The organism is Microvirga sp. P5_D2, from assembly GCF_054049475.1.
This window is the reverse complement of sequence record NZ_JBFUMH010000213.1, coordinates 1-7,164: the sequence shown is the minus strand read 5'-3', so window position 1 is coordinate 7,164 and position 7,164 is coordinate 1. Positions and strand designations below refer to the sequence as shown.

11 protein-coding genes are annotated in these 7,164 nt (G+C 57.4%); 5 read left to right on the top strand and 6 right to left on the bottom strand.

Features of this window, described 5'->3' with window-relative positions:
* Positions 1-368 precede the first annotated feature (368 nt).
* Together ACXJKO_RS28335 and ACXJKO_RS28330 are read right to left on the bottom strand one after the other, a co-directional pair.
* Positions 369-704 (bottom strand): DUF6894 family protein, encoded by a 336-nt coding sequence (locus tag ACXJKO_RS28335; protein WP_457094378.1) that lies wholly within the window; start codon positions 702-704, stop codon positions 369-371.
* A gap of 12 nt (positions 705-716) precedes the next feature.
* Positions 717-1,130 (bottom strand): hypothetical protein, encoded by a 414-nt coding sequence (locus tag ACXJKO_RS28330; protein ID WP_457094377.1) that lies wholly within the window; start codon positions 1,128-1,130, stop codon positions 717-719.
* Positions 1,131-1,353: 223 nt separating this feature from the next.
* Here ACXJKO_RS28330 and ACXJKO_RS28325 point away from each other — a divergent pair, with 223 nt between their 5' ends.
* Both ACXJKO_RS28325 and ACXJKO_RS28320 read left to right on the top strand, forming a co-directional pair.
* Complete coding sequence (locus tag ACXJKO_RS28325; RefSeq protein ID WP_457094376.1) at positions 1,354-1,650, top strand: hypothetical protein; 297 nt, start codon at positions 1,354-1,356, stop codon at positions 1,648-1,650.
* 116 nt (positions 1,651-1,766) lie between these two features.
* Positions 1,767-2,051 (top strand): hypothetical protein, encoded by a 285-nt coding sequence (locus ACXJKO_RS28320; RefSeq protein ID WP_457094375.1) that lies wholly within the window; start codon positions 1,767-1,769, stop codon positions 2,049-2,051.
* A gap of 303 nt (positions 2,052-2,354) precedes the next feature.
* On the opposite strand, the gene ACXJKO_RS28315 is transcribed toward ACXJKO_RS28320, so the two are convergent.
* Entirely contained in the window at positions 2,355-2,636 is a 282-nt protein-coding gene (locus ACXJKO_RS28315; RefSeq protein WP_457094374.1) for a hypothetical protein, read from the bottom strand.
* Positions 2,637-2,860: 224 nt separating this feature from the next.
* On the opposite strand from ACXJKO_RS28315, the gene ACXJKO_RS28310 reads away from it, so the two are divergent.
* Complete coding sequence (locus tag ACXJKO_RS28310; RefSeq protein WP_457094373.1) at positions 2,861-3,127, top strand: hypothetical protein; 267 nt, start codon at positions 2,861-2,863, stop codon at positions 3,125-3,127.
* 589 nt (positions 3,128-3,716) lie between these two features.
* On the opposite strand, the gene ACXJKO_RS28305 is transcribed toward ACXJKO_RS28310, so the two are convergent.
* Positions 3,717-4,553: a GGDEF domain-containing protein gene (locus ACXJKO_RS28305; RefSeq protein WP_457094372.1), complete on the bottom strand. Its 837-nt coding sequence runs from the start codon at positions 4,551-4,553 to the stop codon at positions 3,717-3,719.
* Between the two features lie 162 nt (positions 4,554-4,715).
* Entirely contained in the window at positions 4,716-4,892 is a 177-nt protein-coding gene (locus tag ACXJKO_RS28300; protein ID WP_457094371.1) for a hypothetical protein, read from the bottom strand.
* A gap of 186 nt (positions 4,893-5,078) precedes the next feature.
* Between ACXJKO_RS28300 and ACXJKO_RS28295 the strand changes: the two genes are divergently transcribed.
* Positions 5,079-5,549 carry a nucleoside deaminase gene (locus tag ACXJKO_RS28295; RefSeq protein ID WP_457094370.1) on the top strand — a complete coding sequence of 157 codons (471 nt, stop codon included), beginning with the start codon at positions 5,079-5,081 and terminating at the stop codon, positions 5,547-5,549.
* Positions 5,550-6,101: 552 nt separating this feature from the next.
* On the opposite strand, the gene ACXJKO_RS28290 is transcribed toward ACXJKO_RS28295, so the two are convergent.
* Positions 6,102-6,581, bottom strand: a complete 480-nt coding sequence (locus ACXJKO_RS28290; protein ID WP_457094369.1) for a PilZ domain-containing protein — start codon at positions 6,579-6,581, stop codon at positions 6,102-6,104.
* Positions 6,582-7,011: 430 nt separating this feature from the next.
* Here ACXJKO_RS28290 and ACXJKO_RS28285 point away from each other — a divergent pair.
* A partial coding sequence (locus ACXJKO_RS28285; RefSeq protein ID WP_457094379.1) for a transposase occupies positions 7,012-7,164 on the top strand: 153 nt, incomplete at its 3' end.

Genomic DNA, 7,164 nt, shown 5'->3' with positions numbered 1-7,164 from the left:
CTGACGGTCTCGTCTAATCCGGCCCAAGCACTCCGCCATCAGTGACAGAAAGGGCCTCGAAGAAAGAGCGCCATATACTGGGCGCTCAAGGTGGGCCGCCTTTCACGGCCGGTTCCAGGGAGGACAATGACCGTGCCAACTCGGCACAGGAAAAGGCTGCGCCCGAAAGGTTAACGAGCATTTAAGAAAGTATGACAGTTTCGGGGTACTGGCCGCACCAATGAGGCTTGCGGGCTTTCCATGCCTCCCACCTATGCCGCCAGGGGGCGGGTTGCCGTCCACGCATCGAACTTAGATCCGTCTCTGGGTGCCGTTTTCAGCGGTCACCACTCACTCATTAGATGCGTTCCAAGCAATCTTCGGTGCCACTAGTGAGCAGAGAGAACGTCGAGCGGAAGTGTTTGCACTGCTCGCCCTGAGACATCGACAATCTCCAGCCACCATCCCTGCCACTCATCCGAGTGTAAGGGATCCTGGGCGCGAAGCTCCTCGACGGCTTCCATGGCAGAGAGTACCGCTGCCTGGATACTGGATGCCGCGATGCCCTCATCGTCGCGGATCATGGTCTCGCCGTTGGTGAGGTTAAAGTAGTAGCGCGCTGAGACCGAGTGGCCCTGAGCGGATCCCGTCAAAGAGCCGGTGGAAAGGTCAATTTCAGTGCGGCCTTCAGCAGGCGCCCGCTTGCCGGTGGGAAAATCGGTCATGGTTGGGATAACCTACTGAATGGCCGGAGATGAGAGGGTTTCAAGATCCACCCACCCAGTACATGTCGGAAGGTCAGGGACCAGGTACGCGCGGGTTCCCTCAAGCTTCTCAACCCGACAGGGATAGGTTCTCTTGTCGCCTGGCGGACGGTACAAGACCAAGCTCCCCACTGAGATGGCTTCGTCTGCGACGGGCTCCAGGTTGGCTGTAGCGCTTAGTCCAGACTGCGCGGCCTCGGCTGGATCGGGAGAGTTGCCCTGCTTGGTGGCCCGGAGGCGCTCAAGCGTAGCAATGGCCAGGCGGGCCCGGTCCCGGTAGCGATCCATCACAAGCTTCAGAGGACCACGCTCCTGCCCTGAGTGCCAGGAGAGCCCACCCGCTTTGGCCAGCTCCGCCGCCACGGCCTCGATTTCTTCGTCGGTCATCATCAGCCCTCCTCAGAAAGAGCTAGCGCGGAATTCCCGTACCACAAGGCAGGGTCTGTCAGGTTTAGCGCATCCCGTTCATCGGGTTTCCTTTACCGAGAAGTCGCGCCTTCACCGTTTCACCCATCCGATGCACCGCAGTAATGTTTAACGTGAGTTAAGAAATCCTCGCCGTTCGGTGGGCTTCCCGACAGACGGATTACTCCCGAATCAGCATAATGCCATGAAAACGAAGCAAGGTTTCGGGGGCGCTGTTACCGCCAGCATATTGCCAAGCAACAGTCTAAAAGAGCGATGGCATCGCTGTGCATGGGGTGCGTCAATGAACGGCAAGAAGCAGAAACTGCTGCCGCGCAAGCGCCGGCAAATCAGCCGAGTTGAGCGTCAACTCGCAGCGGTCGAGGCGCAGATTGCACGCCTCGAAAACGATCCGCAGTTAGGTCTTGCGGAACGTGACCATTTTCTCCTTTGGAAACGGCCATCCCTCTTTGTGACTGAGCGCCTAGAGGTGCTCCATTAAGCCCAATCTCTCAGGAGCTAAGCCTGTTCTGGCGGCAGATCCGCACCAGAGCCTCGCAGCATACCATCGCGCGTCAGCGATAATACACATAAACAACATGAACCCGGAGGAACACGATGTCGTCCGCCATGCGCAAATGTCTGACTTCCGGAATGTCTAACCAGCCTACTGGCACCTACTCGCCAGATATTCTGCCTCTGATGCAGTCGTTGCTGCGGGTCTTGGCCGACATCGATTTTGAGTACCAGAAGGACCGGGAGACAATCTTGAAGAGCGCCATCGAAGAATCGCTCAAGCGGAGGGCCATTGCCACACTCGCGAAGCGCCATCACGAGCGACGTGATCCCTACCTGCGAGAGATTGATAAGCTGGAGAGGCAAGTCCAAAAGACGTTGGCATAGAAGTTGCAATGTCCGCGGGGCGCCAATCAGGAGGCCATCTTAGGTGACTGTCGGCGCCTGGACTACTTCTGTTCGGCCCAATAACTGTGGGCTGGCCTCTCTTGCTGAGGTCAGCCCACATATTTCCCCACTACAGGCGCTTCGTCAGCCGCGCGGCTGCCATGACGAGCTGCGCATCGAGCGTTTCCTCAGCTGCACCGTACCGCGCCACTCACCGCTCATAGGTTGCCACCGCGTGCCTTTTAGCTTGGGTAGCAGATCCCATCCGTCGGGTCGGAATCCCCAAGAGAACACTCCGTGTTCCTAGATGAACAGCCAATCGCCGGCCGAAAGTTCCCGCATACCTTTCAACGTCAGCGCGTCCCCTTTGTCGAAGGTGAGAGTTAGACTGCAGCTTTGGGTGCTCACACCGATGTCGCCGCTGGCAACCAGGGCTTCCAACTCGRCAAAGTCGTCAATGGCGTTGGTGCCGATGTCGACGTCAAGCTGCACGCGGTCAAAGCGATGGTCAAAGTCGAAAACCCAGTCGTGAACATCCCCTTCATTGAAGACAACCAAATCGGACCCGGTGCCGGTACGATACACCTCTTGACACTAAGATTCGTACAGCATCGATTTCTTTGACACTTGCAATAGGCTCGACTATAGAGTCTACCCTTGCTTTTTGAAGGGGCCAATTGGTGAACGCGCGCAGGCCGCTCAAAGTTCTTGTCGTTGAGAGTGAAGCCGGGATGTCAATGCTCATCCAAGACTTGCTTCACGACCTCAGGCATGACGTCATAGGACCCGTGGCGAGACTGGATCAGGCCATGCGCTTCGCATTGCAGTCAGAATGTGACATTGCCATCCTCGAGATCGGTGACAGCAGCCCAAACGTCAATTCGTTAGCCGATGTCCTTCGATTCCGAGAAATACCATTAGTCTTTACTGTTAATGACGATGCCAACCCGGTTCCCCAACGCTTTCAAGATTGCCTCGTTCTGTTAAAGCCGTTTTCTCAAGAAGCCTTTTTGGAGGCTGTAGCATCCACGCAGCGCGCAGGTGCGACGGTAGAATGCCTCGTGTCGAACTTATAAACAGGCGTAGGCGGGTCCAATTCAACCTTGAATGACATCGCGTTGCTTGCCTCACTTACATCGGCCACGCAACCGACACCAAAATGGCGTTTCACAGACCGTTCCACTTTCTGCCATTTACTGTGGGGTCGTGACGACTGACCTCTGGTTCAGACAGGTTTAGGAGACCAGGCAGCCGGCGCCAAAGTCACTGCTCGCCCGCAATAGGTGTCTGCGCGCCTTGAGTTGACTACCTTTCGAGTCGGCTTGTGGGTAGCGTGATTTCGCTGGCGAGTACCTTGCTGGTGCAGTCGAGCAGTGCGTCGGTCTCGGCAAAGGGCGCCTTCACCGGATAGGCATTACTTACATCGGCTGGGCAGGCCTCCTCATCCTCTAGGTTCGGCACCTGTCCTTGAACCGGGGGCAGGTCCAGGAGGTGAGCTTCTCGCCCTACGACTGGAGCCGTTGTAAGGGCGCATGTAGAAAATCGCCAACGTGCCCGTTGCGCTGACGATGGCTCATCTCCCCGAAATCGGCGACTCGATCGAGCGAGGTTTTTCACGTGCCTGCACGGCGCCATTGCGCGCGCTGCTTCATCATTGAGGTTGGGTCAGTTTTTGGTCTGTCGCTCTTGCCGGTCTTCGTCGGAGGCTGCGTGCTCGTGAAACCACTCAGACGTAAGGGCCTCACGCGCCCGAGTCGACAGCTCGATCCGGTTCCGACCGGAGCGCTTGGCCTGATAGAGGGCCTGATCCGCCTCGGAATACAGTTGGCCAAAGGGATCGAAGGGATCGCGAATGGCGATCCCGGCCGACATGGTGATCCGGACAAGGCCGCCCGGCGTGACAAGCGGCGTTGTCTCAATCGCACGCAGCAGGTCACCGAGCACGGGAAGGATCTGCTCCAGAGAGGCATTCGCCGCGATGAGGGCGAACTCCTCCCCGCCCAGACGCCCGACGAGCCCATACCTGGCAAGATGTGCGGTCATGATCCGACCGATGGTTTGAAGCACCGCATCGCCGGCGCGATGGCCATAGGTGTCATTCACGGCCTTGAAGCGGTCGATATCAGCGATCACCAGCACCATGGTCTGCGAGGTGGAGGCCTCACCCGCCTCCATCAAAGCCCGTCGGTTTGGCAAGTCGGTCAAGGGATCGGTGCGGCTGAGATCCTCCAGGGCCTTCTTGGCGCTCTGGACATCGCGCTGGGCCCGGGCGAACACCACGGCAACCGGCGTCGCGATCACGATCACGGCGACAAAGGTCAGGGCCCATGATCTCAGGACGGCCGCCCAGATCGTGAAGAAAACGAGCTGCTGGGTGATATCAATGGCAAAGGCGACAATGAGACCGAAGGCATTTACGAGCAGAACGTAGCGGAGGAACTTCCTCCTGCTGGAAATTGTCGGCATGGTCAGGCGGGTCAGGAAGGTTCGCAGGTGTGCCATTGGTCCCGGCTCGGTGAGAGGGGCCTGATAGCAGGTTTGGGTTAAATTCCCAGTCGGAGACAGTGTCGCACGCGCCGACTTCCATTCCGAGCCACAAGGGTAGCTTAGGTGCCGGCCTCTCGTGAGGCGGAGCCGGCCTGCAACGAGGTCCGGTTGCTGGGCTCAAGATCGTGGCAAGTCACTGGCCCGGGATCTGTTCTCCAATCCGGTTGGCCCTTCAGCCTTGATGCGGGTCGGGCATTTGTGGGCGGTACGCGCGCTGATGCCAAAGCCTTTGGCGACTTCGTGGACAGGCAGGCCGTGTTCGAGGATGCGGCGGATCATGTCCACTCGACCCAAGCGGGTCGTTCATTCCTGTGGCCGTCAGGGGTTCGTGTTGCAGCGACCACCTTCACGCTTTCAGACGCGATGAGCAACCTCCTTGGATCTCACGACTAGACAGCTCCCAAGCGCTCCAAGAATATAGAACCCAGGCGAAGGGCCCTTACGCGTGCCGTTGCAATTGGGCATCCCGAGGAGGCGGCCATGAGGAGCGATACCGAGTATCTAAGTCTTGCCGTGCAGATCGCCACCGAGAGCCGGACCAGTGGCAATCATCCCTTCGGCGCGCTCCTAGTCGGGCCGAAGGGCGACGTGCTCCTTTCGTCGGGCAACACCTACGCGCGGGATCGCGGCGTTGGCCACGCAGAGACGAACGTGGCCCGCGCGGCCGCGCAGCGATACGACCCGACCTTTCTCGAGCGATGCACGCTGGTGACCTCGGTCGAGCCGTGCTGCATGTGCGCTGGGGCCTGTTACTGGGCTGGCATCGGCACTGTGGTCTACGGACTCAGCGAAAGGCGGTTGGCGGAGTTGACCGGAGACAACCCGGAGAATCTGACCCTCGATCTGAGCTGTCACCAGGTGTTCGCCGCCGGGCGGCGCCATGTAGCGATCCGTGGCCCATTCCCTGAACTCGAAGTAGAGATCGTCAACGACCACAAGGATTTCTGGTGACAGAACCCATCATAAAGGGACTGGTCTTGAGGAAGCGTCCGTAGCCTCTGCGGCGCCATTAGCTCCAGTCCTTTTAAGCGGTACTAGTGGATTGAATCTAACGTCTGGTGCCCTCGGCTTGCGGCGACGATTTTGTAAGGGTCGGCTTTCCAGCCGGCCCCGGTCCGTGGTGGCCACTGTGACTACAATCCCGGTGAGTGTCTTCAAGACTCGCACGCAAAACCTCCGACGGGATTCCACATTCAGACCCGACCGTCACATTCATTCCACTAAGCCATAGCCGGTTGGTACGCCTGGCATGATACCGCACGATAAGGACAAGGGTTTAGCTGCTGTCGAGTGCTTCATGTCTCACTTCGCGATGTGTGCTGCCTCTCCTGCTTCTTACTCAGAAGGCGAGCAGGGGCAAAGCTGGCTGATGGTCCAGTCGGACGCACGCCATATCGATCAACAACTGGTCTCATTCTGCAAGCATCAGCGGAGCAAAGTGAGTCTGATCTAATCGATTTTCCGTGATCGACGCGCACGAGTGAATCCACACGCCCCTGAAAATCACTCTAAATCTCGTGATTGCTTATTTGTGCCAGCAGGTAAGAAATCGATCTCCAGCTTTAATCGAACGTTCTCGGCAGGAGCCCCTATTATTTCGGCTAGCTGGCGCTGCGCTTCATTCAGAATTTGCTGGACTTTTGCCGTGTTCGGCATTGTCTGCTCTGGCAAGTCCCTGTTTTGCGACTGCGTCCCTTCTGGTGAAGGAGAAGCCTCGCTCAAGGTGCGGGCTTGGGGAGCGTCGGCAAATGTGATCCCGTACTCTTTTCCATTCGACCACACGACCCGGGCCCAACGAGACAACTTTTTGTTTGGGATCTCGATTTCAAACTCTTGTGGGATCCTGATTGGATGGGAGAATGCAATTCGGGCGCCGGTGCCGGAAAGATCCCGTACTGCACATTCAATCAGTGAAAAACGATTGTTGAACACGATCCTCCCTTCAAGGATAGTGCGTTGCCTCGTATTGGAACGTTGATCCATCGAAAGTTTCTCCTGAGCTCAAGGCTGCCATACGGCATCTCAAACAAATGCCCCCAAGGCCAATGTGTTTTGCAAGCGATGCTCCCGCTTTTAACGCAGACAAAGGTCTTTAGCACTCTCTGAGTCATTTATTGGGAGGGGATGGAAACGTGCTGGTGTACTCTGGCATCACGGTAACCTATTGGCGTATTAAGCCTCCAAAGTCAGAGTTCGGTTCGACTCTATTTCAGGCAAGGTTTCTCTTGTGTCCCGTGCTGCGCGTGAACTGAAGAAGGCATATTTCCCAAGATTCTGACCTATTTGCCCTCCCAAATGCGAGAACTGAGCCTTGCCAATAAACACAGATTCCGATTAACCATATGGCCTAGGCTCAGGACCTATTAATTTGGGCTAAGGTGTGATTCAGAGCCTCCGGTTTAGGAGGCTCTGAATGGGTGATCTGTTTTTGCTCAGTGAGCGCCAGATGGCGCGGATTTCGCCGCACTTCCCGCGGGCTCATGGCGTTCCTCGGGTGGATGACCGGCGGGTGGTCAGCGGGATCGTCTACGTCATCCGCAACGGCCTGCAGTGGAAGGATGCCCCG

Bases quoted from the DNA above. Each gene is read 5' to 3' on its own strand.
- ACXJKO_RS28335 (WP_457094378.1), bottom strand. From the start codon at position 704: ATGACCGATTTTCCCACCGGCAAGCGGGCGCCTGCTGAAGGCCGCACT.
- ACXJKO_RS28330 (WP_457094377.1), bottom strand. From the start codon at position 1,130: ATGACCGACGAAGAAATCGAGGCCGTGGCGGCGGAGCTGGCCAAAGCG.
- ACXJKO_RS28325 (WP_457094376.1), top strand. From the start codon at position 1,354: ATGAAAACGAAGCAAGGTTTCGGGGGCGCTGTTACCGCCAGCATATTG.
- ACXJKO_RS28320 (WP_457094375.1), top strand. From the start codon at position 1,767: ATGTCGTCCGCCATGCGCAAATGTCTGACTTCCGGAATGTCTAACCAG.
- ACXJKO_RS28310 (WP_457094373.1), top strand. From the start codon at position 2,861: ATGCGCTTCGCATTGCAGTCAGAATGTGACATTGCCATCCTCGAGATC.
- ACXJKO_RS28305 (WP_457094372.1), bottom strand. From the start codon at position 4,553: ATGGCACACCTGCGAACCTTCCTGACCCGCCTGACCATGCCGACAATT.
- ACXJKO_RS28295 (WP_457094370.1), top strand. From the start codon at position 5,079: ATGAGGAGCGATACCGAGTATCTAAGTCTTGCCGTGCAGATCGCCACC.
- ACXJKO_RS28290 (WP_457094369.1), bottom strand. From the start codon at position 6,581: ATGGATCAACGTTCCAATACGAGGCAACGCACTATCCTTGAAGGGAGG.